General features: G+C 71.0%; 15 protein-coding genes. 10 read left to right on the top strand and 5 right to left on the bottom strand.

Annotated elements, in window-relative coordinates; genetic code table 11:
- Positions 1-166 precede the first annotated feature (166 nt).
- The 3 genes from OOK40_RS17900 (at position 167) to OOK40_RS17910 (ending at position 3,997) form a co-directional block, all read left to right on the top strand.
- A complete protein-coding gene (locus OOK40_RS17900; RefSeq protein WP_266482472.1) occupies positions 167-1,603 on the top strand; it encodes a protein phosphatase 2C domain-containing protein in 1,437 nt (478 codons plus the stop codon).
- Positions 1,604-1,664: 61 nt separating this feature from the next.
- Entirely contained in the window at positions 1,665-3,407 is a 1,743-nt protein-coding gene (locus OOK40_RS17905; RefSeq protein WP_266482474.1) for a pyruvate dehydrogenase, read from the top strand.
- Between the two features lie 215 nt (positions 3,408-3,622).
- Complete coding sequence (locus OOK40_RS17910) at positions 3,623-3,997, top strand: ATP-binding protein (protein ID WP_266484394.1); 375 nt, start codon at positions 3,623-3,625, stop codon at positions 3,995-3,997.
- Positions 3,998-4,223: 226 nt separating this feature from the next.
- On the opposite strand, the gene OOK40_RS17915 is transcribed toward OOK40_RS17910, so the two are convergent.
- Both OOK40_RS17915 and OOK40_RS17920 read right to left on the bottom strand, forming a co-directional pair.
- On the bottom strand, positions 4,224-5,300 hold the full coding sequence (locus OOK40_RS17915) for a DUF2637 domain-containing protein (RefSeq protein WP_266482477.1): 1,077 nt from the start codon (positions 5,298-5,300) through the stop codon (positions 4,224-4,226).
- Positions 5,301-5,510: 210 nt separating this feature from the next.
- Complete coding sequence (locus tag OOK40_RS17920; RefSeq protein ID WP_266482479.1) at positions 5,511-6,356, bottom strand: (2Fe-2S)-binding protein; 846 nt, start codon at positions 6,354-6,356, stop codon at positions 5,511-5,513.
- 149 nt (positions 6,357-6,505) lie between these two features.
- On the opposite strand from OOK40_RS17920, the gene OOK40_RS17925 reads away from it, so the two are divergent.
- Together OOK40_RS17925 and OOK40_RS17930 are read left to right on the top strand one after the other, a co-directional pair.
- Positions 6,506-7,321, top strand: a complete 816-nt coding sequence (locus OOK40_RS17925) for a GntR family transcriptional regulator (RefSeq protein WP_266482483.1) — start codon at positions 6,506-6,508, stop codon at positions 7,319-7,321.
- Positions 7,322-7,429: 108 nt separating this feature from the next.
- On the top strand, positions 7,430-7,789 hold the full coding sequence (locus tag OOK40_RS17930; RefSeq protein WP_266482487.1) for a hypothetical protein: 360 nt from the start codon (positions 7,430-7,432) through the stop codon (positions 7,787-7,789).
- Between the two features lie 9 nt (positions 7,790-7,798).
- Here the strand turns inward: OOK40_RS17930 and OOK40_RS17935 are convergent, their stop codons facing one another.
- From OOK40_RS17935 to OOK40_RS17945, 3 genes are all read right to left on the bottom strand, one after another.
- A complete protein-coding gene (locus OOK40_RS17935; protein ID WP_266482491.1) occupies positions 7,799-8,311 on the bottom strand; it encodes a protein phosphatase in 513 nt (170 codons plus the stop codon).
- A gap of 31 nt (positions 8,312-8,342) precedes the next feature.
- The gene (locus OOK40_RS17940) at positions 8,343-9,167 is read right to left on the bottom strand and encodes a hypothetical protein (protein WP_266482494.1); all 825 of its coding nucleotides are present in this window, start codon (positions 9,165-9,167) and stop codon (positions 8,343-8,345) included.
- 229 nt (positions 9,168-9,396) lie between these two features.
- Entirely contained in the window at positions 9,397-11,094 is a 1,698-nt protein-coding gene (locus OOK40_RS17945; protein WP_266482496.1) for a PucR family transcriptional regulator, read from the bottom strand.
- 277 nt (positions 11,095-11,371) lie between these two features.
- Between OOK40_RS17945 and OOK40_RS17950 the strand changes: the two genes are divergently transcribed.
- The 5 genes from OOK40_RS17950 (at position 11,372) to OOK40_RS17970 (ending at position 18,346) form a co-directional block, all read left to right on the top strand.
- Positions 11,372-12,262 carry a xanthine dehydrogenase family protein subunit M gene (locus tag OOK40_RS17950; protein ID WP_266482498.1) on the top strand — a complete coding sequence of 297 codons (891 nt, stop codon included), beginning with the start codon at positions 11,372-11,374 and terminating at the stop codon, positions 12,260-12,262.
- Positions 12,262-12,873 carry a (2Fe-2S)-binding protein gene (locus OOK40_RS17955; RefSeq protein ID WP_266482500.1) on the top strand — a complete coding sequence of 204 codons (612 nt, stop codon included), beginning with the start codon at positions 12,262-12,264 and terminating at the stop codon, positions 12,871-12,873. Before OOK40_RS17950 ends, OOK40_RS17955 begins: the two co-directional genes overlap by 1 nt.
- 5 nt (positions 12,874-12,878) lie before the next feature.
- Positions 12,879-15,263 (top strand): xanthine dehydrogenase family protein molybdopterin-binding subunit, encoded by a 2,385-nt coding sequence (locus tag OOK40_RS17960; protein ID WP_266482502.1) that lies wholly within the window; start codon positions 12,879-12,881, stop codon positions 15,261-15,263.
- A 263-nt stretch (positions 15,264-15,526) separates the two neighbouring features.
- Entirely contained in the window at positions 15,527-17,008 is a 1,482-nt protein-coding gene (locus tag OOK40_RS17965; RefSeq protein WP_266482504.1) for an NCS2 family permease, read from the top strand.
- A 201-nt stretch (positions 17,009-17,209) separates the two neighbouring features.
- Positions 17,210-18,346: an XdhC/CoxI family protein gene (locus tag OOK40_RS17970; RefSeq protein WP_266482507.1), complete on the top strand. Its 1,137-nt coding sequence runs from the start codon at positions 17,210-17,212 to the stop codon at positions 18,344-18,346.
- Positions 18,347-18,348 lie beyond the last annotated feature (2 nt).

Genomic DNA, 18,348 nt, shown 5'->3' on the forward strand with positions numbered 1-18,348 from the left:
ATTTCGCGCACAGCTCGTGGCCGGCGCATACGCCCTGCGCCGACCACGAAACGGTCCGCCGGACGTCCTTCCCGTGGGGGGTTGGGACGCCCGGCGGACCACCCGTCGGACGCCTATTTTCCGGATGCCCCGTTTTCGTACCGCCCTTGCGGTGGACAATAAGGGCATGAGTCAGCAGGGGGAGAGGCCGGCCACCGAGGACGACTGGTGGAACCGGCTGTACGACGCGTCCGCCCCGGACACCGGGCCCGCGTCGAGAGCGGGCGACACGCTTGACGACCGATTCGACTCGGCGGCGGATGCGGTGGCTGCGGACGACGCACCCGAGCCGCGAGAACCGGGCCCGGAGCGGTACCCGGAACCGCGTCCGGCGCCGGACCGGGTGCGCCCGCGCGCCTGGTGGGAGACGCACCCCGCGGACGTCTCCGCTCCCGCTCCGCCCGCCGCGGCGCCGAGCACCCCGGACCGGCCCGCCGCGCCCCCGAGGCAACGCGCGTCGTGGGAGCCGCCGCGCACTGAGCCCTCGCGCACCGAGCCCCTGCACCTCCCGCCCGCCCAAGTCCCGCTCCCTCCCCAGGAGTCGGCCGGCTCTCCGGCCACGCCGCCGCCCACGCCTCCCGCCCGTCCCCAGGCCGGCCACATCGGCGACGGCCCGCCCACCTACGACGCCGAGCCCACCGCCCTGCCCCCGGCCCAGCCCCAGGACCTGGACGAACTCGTCGCCGACACCGTGCTCGACGGCGCCCGCTACGGCACGTACACCCTGCGCGCCGTCTCCAGCCGGGGCGACTCCGCGCGCTACCGCGGCGAGCCGCGCCGCGACGCCCTGCTCACCGCCCGCTTCGGCACCGGCGATGCCGCGCTCGTCCTGGTCGCCGTCGCCAGCGGCGCCCGCGCCGCCGAGGGCGCCCATCTCGCCGCCGCCGACGCCTGCCGCTGGATCGGCGAAGCCGTCGGCCGCAGCCACGCCCGGCTCTCCGAGGACATCAGGGCAGGCCGCCGCGGCGACCTCAAATCCGGGCTCCACCGGCTCACCGACCGCACCTTCGGCAAACTGCGCGCGGGCGCCGCCGAGCTCGGTGTCCAGCCGGAGGAGTACACCGCCCATCTGCGCTGTCTGCTGCTCTCCGCCGATCCCGAGTGCCGCACCCGGGTGTTCTTCGGCGTCGGCGGGGGCGGTCTGTTCCGTCTGCGTGACGGCGCCTGGCAGGACATCGAGCCCTCGGTCCCCGAGCGCGCGGCAGTCACCGGCGACCCCGTCGTCGGATTCGGGTCACCGCCCGCCGAGACCCCCGAGGGCGACCGGCTCACCATGGACCTGGGGATCGCGACGCCGCCCTCGCCGTACATCGAGGCACCGCCCCCGCCACCGGCCGAACCCTTCCGCTTCCGTGCCTCCGTGGCCCGTCCGGGCGACACCCTGCTGCTGTGCAGCACGGGCCTGGCCGAGCCGCTGCGCTGCGAGCCCGCCCTCGCCGAGGAGCTGGCCGTGCGCTGGACCCCCGCCGAGCCGCCCGGTCTTGCGGCGTTCCTCGCCGACACCCAGCTGAGGGTGAAGGGGTACGCCGACGACCGTACGGCTGTCGCCATCTGGGAGGCGTAACCGCTCCCTCCATGGGTTGATGGACGTTCAGGCCCATTGAGCGGAGAAGGGTACGCATTCCATGGCCAAGCAGAATGTGGCGGAGCAGTTCGTCGACATCCTCGCCCGGGCCGGAGTTCAGCGGATGTACGGCGTTGTCGGCGACAGCCTCAACCCCGTCGTCGACGCCATCCGGCGCAACTCCGCCATCGACTGGATCCAGGTCAGGCACGAGGAGACCGCCGCCTTCGCGGCCGGTGCCGAGGCCCAGATCACCGGGAAGCTCGCGGCCTGCGCGGGATCCTGCGGCCCCGGCAATCTGCACCTCATCAACGGGCTGTACGACGCCCACCGCTCCATGGCCCCCGTGCTGGCCCTCGCTTCGCACATCCCCTCCAGCGAGATCGGCCTCGGCTACTTCCAGGAGACACATCCCGACCAGCTGTTCCGCGAGTGCAGTCACTACAACGAGATGATCTCCAACCCGCGGCAGATGCCCCGGCTGCTCCAGACGGCGATCCAGCACGCGATCGGCCGCGGCGGCGTCAGTGTCGTATCCCTGCCCGGTGACATCGCCTCACAGGCGGCACCCGAGAAGTCCGTCGAGCATGCGCTGGTCACCTCCCGCCCCACCGTGCGGCCCGGGGACTCGGAGATCGACAAGCTGGTCCGCATGATCGACGAGGCGGACCGGGTCACGCTCTTCTGCGGCAGCGGCACGGCGGGCGCGCACGCCGAGGTGATGGAGTTCGCCGAGCGCGTCAAGTCGCCGGTGGGGCACGCGCTGCGTGGCAAGGAGTGGATTCAGTACGAGAACAGGTTCGACGTGGGCATGAGCGGTCTGCTCGGCTACGGAGCGGCGTACGAGGCCACCCACGAGTGCGACCTGCTGATTCTGCTGGGCACGGACTTCCCGTACAACGCCTTCCTCCCCGACGACGTCAAGATCGCCCAGGTCGACGTCAGGCCCGAGCATCTCGGCCGCCGCTCAAAGCTGGATCTGGCCGTCTGGGGCGACGTACGCGAGACGCTGCGCTGCCTCACACCGCGCGTGCGCGCCAAGACGGACCGCAGGTTCCTCGACAAGATGCTGAAGAAGCACGCCGACGCCCTTGAGGGCGTCATCAGGGCCTACACCCGCAAGGTGGACAAGCACGTCCCGATCCATCCCGAGTACGTCGCCTCCGTACTGGACGAACTCGCCGACGACGACGCCGTGTTCACCGTGGACACCGGCATGTGCAATGTGTGGGCCGCGCGCTATCTCTCACCCAACGGCCGCCGCCGGATCATCGGTTCCTTCAGCCACGGCTCGATGGCCAACGCCCTCCCGCAGGCGATCGGCGCTCAGTTCACCGACCGCGGCCGCCAGGTCGTCTCGATGTCGGGCGACGGCGGATTCACCATGCTGATGGGCGACTTCCTCACCCTCGTCCAGTACGACCTGCCGGTGAAGATCGTGCTCTTCAACAACTCCTCGCTGGGCATGGTCGAGCTGGAGATGCTGGTCGCGGGACTTCCCGCGTACGGGACCGCCAACCGCAATCCCGACTTCGCGGCGATCGCGCGGGCGGCCGGTGCGTACGGCGTCCGGGTCGAGAAGCCCAGGCAGCTGGCGGGCGCACTCAAGGACGCCTTCCGGCACAAGGGCCCGGCCCTGGTGGATGTGGTCACCGACCCGAACGCGCTGTCCATCCCGCCGAAGATCAGCGCCGACATGGTCACGGGTTTCGCGCTCTCCGCCAGCAAGATCGTGCTGGACGGCGGCGTGGGCCGGATGGTGCAGCTGGCTCGCTCCAACCTCCGAAACGTACCGAGGCCCTGAGCCCGGCCCGGCGTGTGGTTGATGAATCGACATGAGTGGTGCTCTCCGCGCGGGGAATGCATGTCCGTGAGCGTGTGCGACAAAGGGAGTCATTCCGGAGAAGGGGCTGTTCCGACGTGCGGGTGGGGATGATGACGGGGCGTCAGGGAGAGGCCGGGCAGGCGGCGAGCGGGTGCGGCCGGGAATCCGGGGCAGAGCGAGAAGGGCGCGGTCTGCTGCATCGCAGGCTGGGCTGTGCGGATCTCACTGCCGTGCCCGAAGTGCGACGTGCTTTACGGGAGTTGTTACGGCACTGGAGGGGGCAGGACACGAAGGACGTGGCGGAGCTGCTGGCCAGCGAGCTGGTGACCAACGCGCTCGTCCACACCGATCACGGCGCGGTCGTCACGGCGACCGTCGCGGCCTCCACCCTCCGCGTGGAGGTACGGGACTTCATGGCCGGACTGCCGGTTCCCCGTGCACCGGCGGCGCACCTGGACACCCACGGCCGCGGGCTTGTGCTGGTGCAGAGCCTGGCCGACGCGTGGGGCGTCCATACGCACGGCGTGGGCAAGGTGGTCTGGTTCGAGCTGCACGGAAGGCCGGTCTGACCCTCGCAGACCGGCCTTCGTGTGGGTTGCGCTGCGCTTAGGTCCTGTCCGGCCGATCTTGCCGGGCTCGCGTGCCCTGGCACGGCACCTCGCTGCGTTGTCGTCAGTCGCCTACGCTCCGCGTGGGCTCTCCCCCTGCCTTCGGCGGGGGGACCCCCATCCTCCGGCCTGCGAGGCACCACGCCAGACCCCGCTCCCTGATCCGGCCTGATCGACCGGACAGGACCTAGCCGAACTGCCGCTCGAGATCCGTGAGCTTCCGCTCCAGGGAGTCGAGACGCGGCAGCGCCTGGGTGTCGTCCTCAGCGGTGAGGTCGATCGTCCGCGGCTCAGCGCCGTTGGCCGGTTTCACGGCCTGCAGGGAGGGCCGGGAACGATATGGCAGCTGTCCCGGCTCGGATATGGCAGGCTCCGCGACGGACCCGACGCCGCCCGAGGCGGTCTGTGCCGAACCGGTTGCGGAGCCCAGGGCGGGAAGCTCCGAGCGCAGTTCGGACAGGCGGTGGCGGCCGCGCCCCCAGGCTCGGTGCTGCCGGTTGAGTGCCCTTATCTGCGCCCGTTCCATCTTCTCCCGGTCCCGCCTCCGCAGGCGGTTCTGCTCCTTCAGCTGCCGGTCCTCGCGGACCTCCTCCACCGCCTCGTCCAGGGTGCGTACGCCCTCCAGAAGCATCAGCGACCAGGCGCCGAAGGTCTCCCGGGGAGCGCGCAGCCAGCGCACGACGCGGATCTGCGGCAGCGGGCGGGGCACCAGGCCCTGCTCGCGCAGCGCCGCCCGGCGGGTCTGCTTGAGCGCCCGGTCGAACAGGACGGCTGCCGAGAGCGACATCCCGGAGAAGAACTGAGGGGCCCCGTCGTGGCCGAACCCCCTTGGTGCGTGTACCCAGTTGAACCAGGCGGCCGCGCCCGCGAACAGCCACACCAGCAGCCGCGAGCCGAGCGCCGCGTCACCGTGGCTGGCCTCGCGCACGGCCAGCACCGAGCAGAACATGGCGGCGCCGTCGAGGCCGAAGGGGACGAGATACTCCCAGCCCCCGGTGAGGTTGAGATTCTGCTGGCCGAAGCCGACCAGGCCGTGGAAGGAGAGCGCGGCGGCGACGGCGGCACAGCAGAACAGGAGCACATAGGAGGCCGTGCCGTAGATCGCCTCCTTGCGCCGTCGGCGCTCCTCGCTGCGTTCCCAGGAGTCGTCAGAGGCCTTGTCACTGGCGCGCTTGCCGCGTGTGAACACCGTCACCGCGCCCAGGCACCCCAGGAGCATCACGCCGCCAGGAAGCAGCCACAGTGATATGTCGGTCAGTCTCATGGGCGGTGTCCCTTGCATCGCGGTAGAGCGTTTCGGCCGCCATAGTGGCCGAAGTCCCAGCGCCCCCAAGGGGTTTCGGGGCAAGAGAACGCCAATGGGGCACCAGGGCATACAGATAGGTGCGTTTCGCTCGAACTGCCGTATGAACAAGGGGAGTTGGTTCGATTTACGTCACCCGGTCGGATGGCGTGTCAACCGGCATACGGGGGATCAGACGCTCGGCCGCAGCCGTTCCACGCGGTCCGCGTCACATGTGCGCGGACAGGTGACGCACGTGTCCTCGGGCCGCAGGGTGTAGAAGAGGCAACAGCCGGCCCGGTCTCGGGTCGGCAGCAGCTCGCCGGCCGGGCCGGTGAGCTCGCGGAAGCCGGCGGTCCCGACGTAGGGCTTGGTGGTGCCCGGCAGCAGCTGCCCCAGCTCCGCCACCGCGCGCTGCTCCTCGCCGAGCAGATTCCCGACGTACCACAGGCTCTCGACGATCTCGTCGGTCGCCATGCCCCACAGCGCGCGCCTGCCGCGTCGCATCCGTGGGGCGAAGCCGTCCAGTACGGGCCCGATGTGCTCGGCGACGGCGTCACGCACCGCGGCGCACAGGGCCTCCTCGTCAGGGACCACGCGGGCGCCGGGCAGCTGCGCGGCCCGGTCGCCCGGCAGGCAGGTGAATTCCCTCACGCGGACCGTCATGCGGCCGAGCGTCCGCTGGAAGGCGACGTCCTCGACGGGCAGGCGCGGCACGCGGCGGTGGAGAAACCAGGGGACCGTGATCAGCAGACAGGCGGGCCAGGCGTAGCGGTGCAGGCCGAAGCCGGCGATGACGTCGGGGCGGGCCTGCTGTCCGTAGTCCCGCAGGACCTGCGCGTCGTCCCAGGCGAGAAAGGCGTCGAGGGCGGGCCCACCCGCAGCGAGCTCCGCGGCGCCCACCCAGCCGCCGCCCACGGGGGCCTGCTCGCCCTCCGAGAGCTCCCGTATCCGCAGCCCGGAGAAGACCTCGGCCAGGCGGGTGTAGGCGTCCTGGACGGGCGAGGCAAGGGCGGGCAGCAGGGCGGGACGGGTCATGCCGGGACCACCGAATCGCGATCGTTAGGAGGTTAGCCTTACCTTACCCGACGCGATCGATGTTTGAACTGTCGTCTTGTCCGCCTATGGTGCACAAGGGCCCATGCGTACGCGAGCCGGGCCAGACCGCCGTCCGGAGGAGGACCCGAGTGGAGCAGGCCCGAGCGCGCGGCGCCGCGGCGCCGCAGCTTTTCGCGTCCCCGCACGTCCCCGAACAGGCAGGTCCGGCGGACTCCCGGCCCGCCCGTCCCCTTATCCCGGAACAGGCCCGCGTTGTCCCGGAACGGGCCCGCGGCGAACACACCCACAGCGAGCCCCCCGCGCCGGGCACAGCCCCCCGCACGGTTCAGCGCCACTCGGTCCGCGGCCAGATCCTCGAAGCCCTGCGCACAGCCCTCGTCGACGGCGAGCTTGCCCCCGGCGAGGTCTACTCCGCCCCTGTCCTCGGCGAACGCTTCGGCGTCTCGGCCACACCCGTACGCGAGGCGATGCAGCAGCTCGCCATCGAGGGCGCGGTCGAGGTCGTCCCCAACCGCGGCTTCCGCGTCACCGTCCGCAGCGCCCGCGAACTGGCCGAACTCGCCGAGGTCCGCGCCCTGATCGAAATCCCGGTCATGCTCCGCCTGGCCCGCACGATCCCGGCCGCCCGCTGGTCGGCGCTGCGCCCCCTGGCCGACGCGACGGCAGCGGCGGCGGCAACGGGCGACCGCGCCGCCTACGCGGAAACGGACCGCGCCTTCCACCGGGCGCTACTCGCCCTGTCGGGCAACCAGCAACTCGTGGCGGTCGCGGACGACCTCCACCGCCGTTCCCAATGGCCACTGACGAGCGCCCCGGTCACCCGTCGCGCGGACCTGGTGGCGGACGCGGCGGAGCACATGGCACTGCTGGAGGCACTGGTGGCAGAAGACCTGACGGTGGTGCAGTCGCTGGTGAGGGAGCACCTCACGGGCGCGGAGGGCTGACGCCCCATCCGGTCGCGGCATCCCCTGCCCACCCGCCGATGACCCTTGGCCATGGCTGCACTAATCTGTGGCGCCATTGTCGAAGTCCGTACGAACGGGGGGTCGTTGATGACCGCGGAGCTACCGGAGTCGTCCATACCCGACGAGGCATGGGAGGAGTTCCAGCGCGAGAGCGAAGGACCCGCACGGCTCGCCGCGCCGAAGGAGCCGTCCGCGCGGGCGCGGATGGTGGCCGAGCGGTTGCGGCGCGAGGACGAGGAGGCCGCCCGGCAGCAGGGCAGGGTGCGCCGGCTGGGGAAGCGGGGCAGGAGTCGGGTGCGGGCCGAGCCCGAGGCGTGGCGGGCGTGGCCCGATCGGCAGCGGCAGGCGCGGCGGCGCCGTGGGTGGGGAGTTCTCTGGGTCGTCGTGGCCGTCGTCCTCGTACTGCTGGTCATGAATCCGGTCAGGGCCCTTGCCTGGCTGGTGTGAGCCGGATGGTCAGGACGGTGACTCCAGGCCCGTCAGCAGTGAGGCGATGTCCAGGCCGGTCATGAGGTACTGCTCGAAGGCGACGTTGTGCAGGGCCCACGGCGAACGCCTGCGCCGGACCAGGTCGATCGCTCCCGCGCCGTCGTGGCCCAGTTCGATCAGGGTCTGGGCCACCACCAGGCCCGAGCGGTTGTAGCCGGAGTAGCAGCGTACGAGCGCGGTGCGGCCTGAGCGTACGGCGTCGGCGGTGATGAGCGCCAGGCGGAGGACCTCGTCGATCTGCTCCGAGGTCAGCCAGTCGTCCGGGATCGGGACGACATGGTGCTCGATGCCGTCGGGCGGACCGTGGCCCTGGCGGGTGAACAGGCTGATCACCAGGTCGAATTCACGGTCGATGACGGCGTCCAGATGGCGGCCGTCCGCATCGGCCCAGACATGGCCGCCCATCCACAGGCCGGTTGTGATCTCGTCCCAGGGCGACTGGGGTTCCGGGACGGGGCCGTCCGCCCGGCGGGTCCTCACCGGTGGCTCCTCGCGCCCGTCATGCCGCCGGTCATGCCGCGGGCTCGGGCTGCGGAGGCGAGGACTGGACGGGAGGGGACTGGACCGGGGAGGACTGGACCGGCACCGCCGGGGCCAGTTGGGCGCCGAGCCACATCGGTACGCCGCCCAGGAGACGGAACAGCCGTCCCGCCTCCGCCCGTAGCCGGCTCGCCTCCGGCTCCGGCTCGCAGTCGGCGAGCGCGGCCAGCGCCGGGGCCGTGCCGATCAGAAAGCCGAGCTCCTCGCGGATCCGCAGCGACTCGGCGAAGCCGTGCCGTGCCTCCGCCAACTCCCCTTCGCGCAGGGCGAGTCCGGCCTGATGGCGCCAGGTGAACGAGAGCAGCAGCGTGTCCCCGTGCGCGGCCGCTCCGGCGTGCGCCCGCTGATAGGCGGCGCGGGCCGCCTGCGGGGAGTCGGCGATGTGCTCGGCGACAAGGCCGCGGCGGAAGTCCAGCAGCGGTCGTCCCGGCGAGGTGGGGGCGAGCAGCGCCGCGGCCCGGCCGAGTGCCGCGCGGGCCTCGTCGGCGCGGTCGCGTACGCCGATACGGGTCGCCGCGTACGCCAGCCGCCCGCGCTCGCACGCCGCGCCGCCGCGCTCCTCGTCGTCCCCGGCCACCGCCTCCGCCGTACGCAGCGCGTCCTCCGCGTCGGCCCAGCCCTCGCCGGTGAACAGGCAGCGCTCGACGAGCAGTCCGGCCCGTTCGAGCGCCGCGGCCGGATCGGCCGCATGGGCGGTGAGCAGAGCCGCTGCGTCGGTCCAACAGCCGCGCGAGCGCAGCCGCCATACCGCGGTCTGGAGTGGATCGTCACCTGCAGTGGTTCCGGAACCAGACATGGCGGTATGCGCCACTTGCCCTCCCCGAGCACGCCATTGAGCTGTTGAGTCTGCCCGCATCTCAGCATGGATAGGCATGCCTGGCCAAGGGGTCAGGTGAATGAATTCACAATCGCGTGGTGAGAGAGGGGTGGAGCGTCAACTCAATGACTTGCGCCGTCCCTCGTGTGGGTGACGGTGGTGAGCCGGGCGGGGTGAGTTTCCGGCCCCTGGCTCGGCGGAATGCGAGTCAGCTCATCCGCAGCGCCAGGAAGAAGTCCAGCTTGTCCTCCAGGCGCGACAGATCACGGCTCGTCAGTTGCTCGATCCTGCCCACCCTGTACCGCAGGGTGTTCACATGCAGATGCAGCCGCGTCGCACACCGCGTCCAGGACCCGTCGCAGTCCAGGAACGCCTCCAGCGTCGGGATCAGCTCCGCCCGGTGCCGCCGGTCGTAATCGCGCAACGGGTCCAGCAGCCGGGCCGTGAAGGCGCGGCGCACGTCGTCCGGGACGAACGGCAGCAGCAGGACGTGCGAGGCCAGCTCGTGGTGGCCGGCGGCGCAGACCCGGCCGGGGCGGGCCGCGGCCACCCGGCGGGCGTGCCGGGCCTCCTCCAGCGCGCCGCGCAGGCCCTCCGCCGAGCTGACGGCCGCGCTGACGCCCAGCGTGAGCCGTCCGTCGCCGTCGAGACCGGCCGAGAGCGGGTCGCGTACGGAGCCGAGCAGCGCGTCCGCGTGCAGTCCGGCCTCCGTGGACTCGACGTCGGGGCCCTCCGGGTCGACGGGGAGGGCGGGCAGCGGGACCAGCGCGATCGCCTCGTCCCCGGTGTGGGCGACCGCGATCCGGTCGCCGGAGTCGGCGCCCTCGGCCGTCGGGTCGACCAGGATCTCCTCCAGCAGGGACTGGGCGACGGGACCGGCCTCGATCGCGGCCCCCGCCGCCTCGTCCTGCTCCCACTCCACCCGGGCCACCACGACCTGCCAGTGCGGCGCGGTCCCGAGGCCGGGCAGCAGTACGGGGGCGGCCACCCGCAGCCTGGCCGCGATCTCGGCGGGCGCGGCACTCGTCTGGACCAGTTCGAGGACTTCCTGGGCGAGCCGGCGCCGTACCGTACGGGCCGCCTCGCGCCGGTCCCGCTCGACGGCGATCAGCTGGGTCACGCCCTGCAGCAGATCCAGCCGGGCGGCCGGCCAGTCGCCCGCGTCGGCCTCGACCGCCAGCAGCCAGTCCGACAGGACGCTCTCGCGTACGTCGCGGGACGCGGGGGCGGCTCCGCGTCCGGTGTTGCGGATCGGGAAGAGGGAGTACGTCGCTCCTCCGACGGTCGCGCGGTGCGGGCCGCGGCGGCCGGTACGGGTCGCGGCCAGATGCTCGCCCGCGAGCGTGGCGCTCACCGGGCCGGGCAGCGGGTCGCCCGCGCCCGCGATCTGGCGGCCGGTGGGGGAGAGCACCCAGGCGCGAAGGTCCAGGTCGGAGCCGAGGAGGTCCAGGACCACGTCGGGGCCGCCGCCCGCGGGACCCGAGGTCATCAGCCTTCTGTGCCTGTCGACGACTGCCGCGAGGTCACCGGCGCGCTCGCCGGAGACCTGGCGCACGACATACTCTGTGATCGTCGCGAATGCAACAGATTCATTAACTGCAAAGAGTGGCAGCCGATGGCGAGAACACGCCTTCACGAGATCACCGGGAATGTTCCCCAGTTCGGCCTCGCCGGCCGCCAGACCGGCCACCCCGGCGCCCGCCAGGATCCGGACGAACGGCTCCGAGTCCTCGGCCGAATGCCGCCAGGCGAGCCCCGTAAGCACCAGTTCGCCGCCGGAGAGATAGCGGCTCGGGTCCCGCAGGTCGGTCGTCATCACGCCACGTACGCCGCGGTCGAGTTCGTCCTCACCGCCGAGCAGCCGCAGTCCCAGCGCTTCGGTCTCCAGAAGTGCGCGCAGCCGCATCTCGTCGCCGCCGATCTGTCTCGTTGTTGCCGGTGGCCCCTGGCCACGGTTTTCATGGGAAAACAGTGAGGTTGCTGAGCCTCGCCTTTCGTTCGAATCTACAAGACGAGACAGGCGACCAGCCAACTCCTTCATGGTTTCGGTGACTGCACCGGGCGGGGCACGCCTTGTGTACTGGGGCCACACAGCGTTAACGGCACATGAATAACCAGTCGAGGGCCGGCCGTCCCGGGCCCGTTGCGACGAACGACCCCGATTAAGAAGAAGAGAGCCACTCATGGACTTCCTTCGCCCCGCCAGCTGGGAGGAGGCGCTCGCCGCCAAGGCCGAGCACCCCACCGCTGTCCCCATCGCGGGTGGCACCGATGTGATGGTCGAGATCAACTTCGACCACCGCCGGCCCGAGTACCTCATGGACCTGAACCGCATCGGCGAACTGCGCGAATGGGAGATCGGCGAGGACACCGTCCGCCTGGGCGCCTCCGTGCCGTACACCGGGATCATGGACGACCTCCGGGCCGAGCTGCCCGGTCTGGCACTGGCGTCGCACACCGTGGCCTCCCCGCAGATCCGCAACCGCGGCGGCGTCGGCGGCAACCTCGGCACCGCGTCCCCGGCCGGCGACGCCCACCCGGCGCTGCTCGCAGCGGGCGCCGAGGTCGAGGCCGAGTCGGTGCGCGGCAGCCGCCTGATCCCGATCGACGAGTTCTACACCGGCGTGAAGCGCAACGCACTGGCCCCGGACGAGCTCATCCGCGCCGTGCACATCAAGAAGGCCGACGGCCCGCAGCAGTTCTCCAAGGTCGGCACCCGCAACGCGATGGTCATCGCCGTCTGCGCCTTCGGCCTGGCCCTGCACCCCGAGACCCGTACGGTGCGCACCGGCATCGGCTCCGCCGCCCCGACCCCGGTACGGGCGAAGGCGGCCGAGGAGTTCTTGAACGCCGCGCTCGAAGACGGCGGCTTCTGGGACAGCAAGAAGATCATCACCCCGTCGATCGCCAAGCAGTTCGCGGAGCTCGCTTCCGCCGGCTGCAGCCCCATCGACGATGTGCGCGGCACCGCCAGCTACCGCCGCCACGCGGTCGGCATCATGGCCCGCCGCACGCTCGGCTGGACGTGGGAGTCCTACCGCGGCAATGGCCGCAGCATTGAGGGAGTCGCATAATGCGCGTGAACTTCACGGTCAACGGTCGTCAGCAGGAAGCCGACGACGTGTGGGAGGGCGAGAGCCTTCTCTACGTACTGCGCGAGCGCATGGGCCTGCCGGGCTCCAAGAACGCCTGCGAGCAGGGCGAGTGCGGCTCCTGCACGGTCCGCCTGGACGGCGTGCCGGTCTGTTCCTGTCTCGTCGCCGCGGGTCAGGTCGAGGGCCGCGAGGTCGTCACCGTAGAGGGCCTGGCGGACTACGCCAAGCAGCGCGCCGAGCACGGCGGCTGCGCCACCGGCGCCTGCGGTACCTCGCTGGACGCCGCCAAGGGCTGGGAGGCGCGCCCGTCCAACGGCGGGCTCCGCCCGCGGGCCTCCGACGGTCAGGCCGGCGAGCAGGGCGAACTCTCCCCGATCCAGCAGGCGTTCATCGACGCCGGCGCCGTGCAGTGCGGTTTCTGCACCCCCGGTCTGCTGGTCGCCGCCGACGAGCTGCTCGAGCGCAATGCCGAGCCGTCCGACGCGGACATCCGCGAGGCGCTCTCCGGCAACCTCTGCCGCTGCACCGGTTACGAGAAGATCCTCGACGCGGTCCGCCTCGCGGCCGCCCGCCAGGAAGAGGCGGTCTGACAGCCATGGCCACCACCGGAACCCCCACGAACCTCACCCAGGGCTCGCAGACCAAGGGCGGCATCGGCGAGTCGACGCTGCGGCCCGACGGCACCCTCAAGGTCACCGGCGAGTTCGCGTACTCCTCGGACATGTGGCACGAGGACATGCTCTGGGGCCACACGCTCCGCAGCACCGTCGCGCACGCCGAGATCAAGTCGATCGACATCGGCGAGGCCGTCGCGATGCCCGGCGTCTACGCCGTGCTGACCTATGACGACCTGCCCACCGCGGTGAAGAACTATGGCCTGGAGATCCAGGACACCCCGGTTCTCGCCCACGGCAAGGTCCGTCACCACGGCGAGCCGGTGGCCCTGGTCGCCGCCGACCACCCGGAGACCGCGCGCCGCGCCGCCGCCAAGATCAAGATCGAGTACGCCGAGCTGCCGCTCATCACGGACGAGGCGTCCGCGACCGCGCCCGGCGCGATCCTGGTCCACGAGGGCCGCGACGACCACCACATCGGCCATGTCCCGCACCCGAACATCGTGCACCGCCAGCCCATCGTCCGCGGCAACGCCGACGAGGCCGCGAAGCGCGCCGACGTGATCGTCAAGGGCGAGTACACCTTCGGCATGCAGGACCAGGCCTTCCTCGGCCCCGAGTCCGGCCTCGCCGTGCCGTCCGAGGACGGCGGCGTCGAGCTGTACGTCGCCACCCAGTGGCTGCACTCCGACCTCCGCCAGATCGCCCCCGTCCTCGGCCTGCCCGAGGACAAGGTGCGGATGACGCTCTCCGGCGTCGGCGGCGCGTTCGGCGGCCGCGAGGACCTGTCGATGCAGATCCACGCCTGCCTGCTCGCCCTGCGTACCGGCAAGCCCGTCAAGATCGTCTACAACCGGTTCGAGTCCTTCTTCGGACACGTGCACCGGCACCCGGCGAAGCTCCACTACGAGCACGGCGCCACCAAGGACGGCAAGCTCACGCACATGAAGTGCAGGATCGTCCTCGACGGCGGCGCGTACGCGTCGGCCTCCCCTGCGGTCGTCGGCAACGCCGCTTCCCTGAGCGTCGGCCCGTACGTCGTCGACGACGTCGACATCGAGGCGCTCGCGCTCTACTCCAACAACCCGCCCTGCGGCGCCATGCGCGGCTTCGGCGCGGTCCAGGCGTGCTTCGCGTACGAGGCGCAGATGGACAAGCTGGCGGCGAAGCTGGGCATGGACCCGGTCGAGTTCCGGCAGCTCAACGCCATGGAGCAGGGCACGATCATGCCGACCGGCCAGCCGGTCGACTCCCCGGCCCCGGTCGCCGAGTTGCTGCGCCGTGTCAAGGCCATGCCGCTGCCGCCCGAGCAGCAGTGGCTCGCCGCCGGCGAGGAGGCGGACGTACGCGCCCTGCCGGGCGGTCTGTCCAACACCACGCACGGCGAGGGCGTCGTCCGCGGCATCGGCTACGCGGTCGGCATCAAGAACGTCGGTTTCTCCGAGGGCTTCGACGACTACTCAACGGCGCGCGTGCGCATGGAGGTTGTGGGCGGCGAGCCGGTCGCGACCGTGCACACCGCGATGGCGGAGGTCGGCCAGGGCGGTGTCACCGTCCACGCGCAGATCGCCCGCACCGAGCTCGGCGTCACGCAGGTGACGATCCACCCGGCCGACACCCAGGTCGGCTCCGCCGGTTCGACGTCGGCATCCCGCCAGACGTACGTGACGGGCGGCGCGGTGAAGCACACCTGCGAGAACGTCCGCGAGAAGGTCCTGGAGATCGGCCGCCGCAAGTTCGGCTCGTACCACCCCGCGTGGGCCACCGCCGAGCTGCTGCTCGAAGGCGGCAAGGTCGTCACCGACGGCGGCGAGGTCCTCGCCGACCTGGTGGACGTCCTCGAGGACGAGGCGGTCGACCTGGAGCTCGAGTGGCGTCACCGCCCCACCGAGGCCTTCGACCTCGTCACCGGCCAGGGCCACGGCCACGTCCAGTACTCCTTCGCCGCGCACCGCGCCGTGGTGGAGGTGGACACCGAGCTCGGCCTGGTCAAGGTCATCGAACTGGCCTGCGCCCAGGACGTCGGCAAGGCACTCAACCCGCTGTCCGTCGTCGGCCAGATCCAGGGTGGCACCACCCAGGGCCTGGGCGTGGCGGTCATGGAGGAGATCATCGTCGACCCGAAGACCGCGAAGGTGCGCAACCCCTCCTTCACGGACTATCTGATCCCCACCATCCTCGACACGCCGACCATCCCCGTCGACGTACTCGAACTGGCCGACGACCACGCGCCCTACGGGCTGCGCGGCATCGGCGAGGCCCCGACCCTCTCGTCAACTCCGGCCGTCCTCGCGGCGATCCGGAACGCGACGGGTCTGGAGCTGAACAGGACACCGGTCCGCCCCGAGCACCTCACCGGTACCTGATACCTGAACTCTCCGGGCGGTGCGCCGCGACTTCGAGAACGTCACAATTCCCGGCCCGTCGCGCTGCCCGGAGAACCCCAGTACCGCACCGCTCGCGGTCTCTGGAAAACCCCGCAGTAAACCAGCGGTAACCCAGCAGTGATGCAGCACCAACCAAGTTCGCCTCGGGCCGTCCCCCGGGTCGTGCAGCCCACGCACCATCCCAAATCCCGCAATCTCGAGTCCCCATGCGGGTGCCCCTGTGAACCTTGGGAGTAGGCACCATGACCCAGCAGTCCCTTGAGACCAGGACCACGGCGGAGGACGCCGGCGCGGGAACGCGCCAGCCCGCCGGGCGGTCTTGGCTCGACCGGTACTTCCACATAACCCAGCGCGGTTCGACCGTCGGTCGGGAGGTGCGTGGCGGCATCACCACCTTCATGGCGATGGCGTACATCATCCTTCTCAACCCGGTGATTCTGTCGGTTCCCGATGCGGCCGGTCACAAGCTCGACGGTGATCAGCTGACCACCGCGACCGTATTCGCCGCCGCCGCAACCACCATCGTGATGGGCTTCATCGGCAATGTGCCGCTCGCCCTCGCCGCGGGACTCAGCGTCTCCGCCGTCATGGCATTCCAGGTCGCTCCGGAGATGACCTGGGAAAACGCGATGGGCATGTGCGTCATCTACGGTCTCGTGATCGTCCTGCTCGTTGTCACCGGTCTGCGCGAGCTGATCATGAACGCCATCCCACTGGCGCTCAAGCACGCCATCACCATGGGCATCGGCCTCTTCGTCTGCCTCATCGGCCTGGTCCAGGCGGGCTTCGTCACCTCCATGCCCGGCCCCGGCGGCCTCTCCGGCGCGAAGCCGATCCAGCTCGGTACGAGTGACATGCTCACCGGCTGGCCGGTGCTCTGTTTCTCCGTCACCGTCCTGCTGATCTTCCTGCTCCAGGTCCGCAAGGTCCCCGGCGCGATCCTGATCGGCATCGTCGGCGGCACCGTCTTCGCGGCGCTGGTCCACCAGTTCGCCGGCCTCGACAAGAAGGCCTGGGGAGGACTGAACGCGCCCGAGATCACCGGCTCCATCGTCAGCACCCCTGACTTCGGCCTCTTCGGCAGTGTCTCCTTCAGCGGAATCGGCAGCGTCGGTGGCATCACCGTCGGCGTCATCGTCTTCACCCTGGTGCTGGCCGGCTTCTTCGACGCCATGGGCACCATCATCGGCATCGGCCAGCAGGCCAACCTCGCCGACGACAAGGGCAAGATGCCCGGTCTCAACAAGGCGCTCGCCATCGACGGTGCGGGTGGCGCGCTGGGCGGTCTCGCCGGTGCCTCCGGCCAGACGGTGTTCGTCGAGTCCACCGCGGGCGTCGGCGACGGTGCGCGCACCGGCCTCGCCAGTGTCATCACCGGTCTCGCCTTCACGCTCTGCCTGTTCTTCACCCCGCTGGCCCAGGTCATCCCCACCCAGGTGGCCGCCGCCGCGCTCGTCGTCATCGGCGCGATGATGCTGACGAACGCCAAGCACATCGACTGGAACGACCAGGCGACCTCGATCCCGGTCTTCCTCACGACCGTGCTGATGCCCTTCACGTACTCGATCACCGCGGGCATCGCGGCGGGCGTCATCGCCCACGTCCTGATCAAGACCGTCCAGGGCCGGGCCCGCGACATCGGCTGGCTGATGTGGGTGCTGTCCGCCGTCTTCCTGGCGTACTTCGCCCTTCACCCGATCGAGGGCTGGCTGGGAGTCAACTAGGGCCTGTCGTTTGGATCAGGCCGGATCAGTGAGCGGGGTCTGGTGCGTGGGATCGCAAGGCGGAGAAAGGAGCCGACGCGGAGCGTCGGCGACTGACGACAACGCAGCGAGCGTGCGTGCCAGGGCACGCGAACCCGGCAAGATCCGAACGACAGGCCCTAGCTCCCCTCCGCCCTCACACACACCCCTGAGGAGACCGACATGCTGGACATCGCCGACGAGCTGAACCGGTGGGTCGAGCAGGGACGCGAGTTCGCCGTCGCCACCGTGGTGGCCGTCGGCGGCAGCGCCCCCCGGCAGCCCGGCGCGGCACTCGCCGTGGACAGCGACGGCACCGCGATCGGGTCGGTCTCCGGAGGGTGTGTCGAAGGCGCGGTGTACGAGTTGTGTCAGCAGTCGCTCGAGGACGGTCTCACCGTCCTCGAGCGGTTCGGCTACAGCGACGAGGACGCCTTCGCCGTCGGTCTGACCTGCGGCGGCATCATCGAAATCCTGGTCACCCCGGTACGCGGCGGGGTTTTCCCCGCGGCACTCGCGGCCGCCGCCCAGGGAGAGGCGGCGGCGCTCGCCCGCATCACCGACGGACCGCCCGAACTGATGGGCCGGGCGCTGCTGGTGCGGCCCGACGGCTCGTACGAAGGCGCCCTCGGCGGCCACCCGGAACTGGACCGCACCGCGGCGGGCGAGGCCCGGGCCCTTCTTGACGCGGGCCGCACGGCCACCGTCACGATCGGCGAGGACGGCGCGCGCTGCGGCCGCCCGCTGACCCTTCTCGTCGAGTCCTCGGTGCCCGCTCCGCGGATGATCGTCTTCGGCGCGATCGACTTCGCGTCGGCGCTGGTACGGGTCGGAAAGTTCCTCGGCCACCACGTCACGGTCTGCGACGCGCGACCTGTCTTCGCGACCGCCGCGCGTTTCCCGGAGGCGGACGAGATCGTGGTCGACTGGCCGCACCGCTATCTGGAGTCGACGGAGGTGGACGGGCGTACGGTCCTCTGCGTCCTCACCCACGACGCCAAGTTCGACGTGCCCCTGCTCGAACTGGCCCTCAGGCTTCCCGTCGCGTACGTCGGCGCCATGGGCTCACGCCGCACGCACGAGGACCGCAACAAGCGCCTGCGCGAGGTCGGCGTCACGGAACTCGAACTGGCCCGCCTGCGCAGCCCCATCGGCCTGGACCTCGGCGCGCGTACGCCGGAGGAGACGGCGCTGTCGATCGCGGCGGAGATCGTGGCGAACCGACGCGGGGGCAGCGGAGTCTCCCTGACGGGCGCGCACACGCCCATCCACCACGACGGCACGGAGGTTCCGGCGGGCCGGATAGGTTCCGTGGCCTGAGC

It is taken from the genome of Streptomyces sp. NBC_01481 (assembly GCF_026339995.1).
Lineage (GTDB): Bacteria > Actinomycetota > Actinomycetes > Streptomycetales > Streptomycetaceae > Streptomyces.

Coding starts and splice junctions, on each gene's coding strand:
- OOK40_RS17905 (WP_266482474.1), top strand. CDS start 1,665: ATGGCCAAGCAGAATGTGGCGGAGCAGTTCGTCGACATCCTCGCCCGG.
- OOK40_RS17960 (WP_266482502.1), top strand. CDS start 12,879: ATGGCCACCACCGGAACCCCCACGAACCTCACCCAGGGCTCGCAGACC.
- OOK40_RS17940 (WP_266482494.1), bottom strand. CDS start 9,167: ATGTCTGGTTCCGGAACCACTGCAGGTGACGATCCACTCCAGACCGCG.
- OOK40_RS17945 (WP_266482496.1), bottom strand. CDS start 11,094: ATGCGGCTGCGCGCACTTCTGGAGACCGAAGCGCTGGGACTGCGGCTG.
- OOK40_RS17970 (WP_266482507.1), top strand. CDS start 17,210: ATGCTGGACATCGCCGACGAGCTGAACCGGTGGGTCGAGCAGGGACGC.
- OOK40_RS17900 (WP_266482472.1), top strand. CDS start 167: ATGAGTCAGCAGGGGGAGAGGCCGGCCACCGAGGACGACTGGTGGAAC.
- OOK40_RS17955 (WP_266482500.1), top strand. CDS start 12,262: ATGCGCGTGAACTTCACGGTCAACGGTCGTCAGCAGGAAGCCGACGAC.
- OOK40_RS17920 (WP_266482479.1), bottom strand. CDS start 6,356: ATGACCCGTCCCGCCCTGCTGCCCGCCCTTGCCTCGCCCGTCCAGGAC.
- OOK40_RS17930 (WP_266482487.1), top strand. CDS start 7,430: ATGACCGCGGAGCTACCGGAGTCGTCCATACCCGACGAGGCATGGGAG.
- OOK40_RS17915 (WP_266482477.1), bottom strand. CDS start 5,300: ATGAGACTGACCGACATATCACTGTGGCTGCTTCCTGGCGGCGTGATG.
- OOK40_RS17965 (WP_266482504.1), top strand. CDS start 15,527: ATGACCCAGCAGTCCCTTGAGACCAGGACCACGGCGGAGGACGCCGGC.
- OOK40_RS17950 (WP_266482498.1), top strand. CDS start 11,372: ATGGACTTCCTTCGCCCCGCCAGCTGGGAGGAGGCGCTCGCCGCCAAG.